We start from the raw sequence: 1321 nt of genomic DNA, 5'->3' as shown, positions 1-1321 counted from the left end.
ACATTAGTGTCCACTAAAAAATCATAGTCGTTCTTTGAAATTGTTGAAATTCAGTTTGTTGTAATGGTATTTGGTGCGCAACGATTTGAAATTACTTTTGCAGTCTGAATCAGACTGTTATGAATAAAGACAAATATGTTTTTTCTCAATTAGTCACATTTCTTGATGAGTTCAAGTTCTTGCGTATCGTCAAGAAGTATGAAGGCAACAAATACATTAAAAGCTATACCTGTTGGAATCAGTTGCTTACGATGATGTTCGGTCAACTTTCCAACCGTGAGAGTTTAAGAGACCTCATCGTGTCACTGGAGGCTCACACCGGAAAACTCTATCATCTGGGAATCGGCAAGTCCGTAACACGAAGCAATCTTAGCAAGGCTAACGAGCAACGTGACTATCGCATCTTCCAGGAATATGCAACCTTCATGATAGCCGAAGCGCGCAAGCGTAGAATCGAAAGAATCTTTGAGCTTGACGGTCATGTCTATGCTTTTGATTCCACCACGATTGACCTTTGTCTGTCAGTGTTCGAGTGGGCTAAATTCCGCAAGCATAAAGGCGGAATCAAGATGCATACGCTCTACGATGTGGAAGCGGAAGTTCCTGCATTTGTGCATATTACTCCTGCTAATATTCACGATACAAAAGCGATGTCTGTGATTCCTTATGAACGTGGTGCGCATTATATATTTGACCGTGGTTACAACGATTTTGGCAACTTGTATACGATAGACCGCATAGGTGCTTTCTTCGTTGTACGAGCCAAAACCAATGTACGCATCAAGCCCAAAACGTGGAAGCGAAGATTGCCTGAAGGTGTCATTTCTGATGTCATCGGATGTTTTACGGTTTATAAAAGTTCCAAGGATTACCCCGATGAACTTAGAAAGCTCATTGTTGAAGACCCCGAAAGTGGCACACGATACATTTTCCTGACGAACAATCTTGACGCTTCGGCTGAGCTGATTTCTCAGTTATACCGAAATAGATGGAGTGTGGAGCTGTTTTTCAAATGGATTAAACAACACCTTAAGATAAAGAGGTTTTGGGGAACTTCGGAGAATGCTGTACGCATACAAATATATTGTGCCATAATTACTTACTGCCTTGTGGCGATAGTACAACACGATATGAAGTTAGAGCGAAGCATCTACGAAACCTTGCAAATACTCGGCATCTCGCTAACCGATAAAACTCATCTTAGAGATTTGTTCGACAAATCGAATTTCAAAAATATCAAAGAGCTAAATGATTCAAGTGAATCGAATTTATTTAATTTTTAACCGACTAGTGACCAAAAAATTTTTAGTGGACACTAGTG

1 protein-coding gene is annotated in these 1321 nt (G+C 40.2%); it reads left to right on the top strand.

Going from position 1 to position 1321, the window contains the following annotated elements:
- Positions 1–119 precede the first annotated feature (119 nt).
- Entirely contained in the window at positions 120–1283 is a 1164-nt protein-coding gene (locus DW800_RS19480) for an IS4 family transposase (RefSeq protein WP_119958291.1), read from the top strand.
- Positions 1284–1321 lie beyond the last annotated feature (38 nt).

Source organism: Bacteroides sp. AM32-11AC, from assembly GCF_003603515.1.
In the GTDB taxonomy this organism is placed as follows: domain Bacteria; phylum Bacteroidota; class Bacteroidia; order Bacteroidales; family Bacteroidaceae; genus Bacteroides; species Bacteroides uniformis.
The sequence above is the reverse complement of the archived record's forward strand: the minus strand, read 5'-3'. Positions and strand labels throughout refer to the sequence as shown.

Excerpts from the sequence above, each read along its gene's own strand:
- DW800_RS19480 (WP_119958291.1), top strand. The coding sequence starts at position 120 with ATGAATAAAGACAAATATGTTTTTTCTCAATTAGTCACATTTCTTGAT.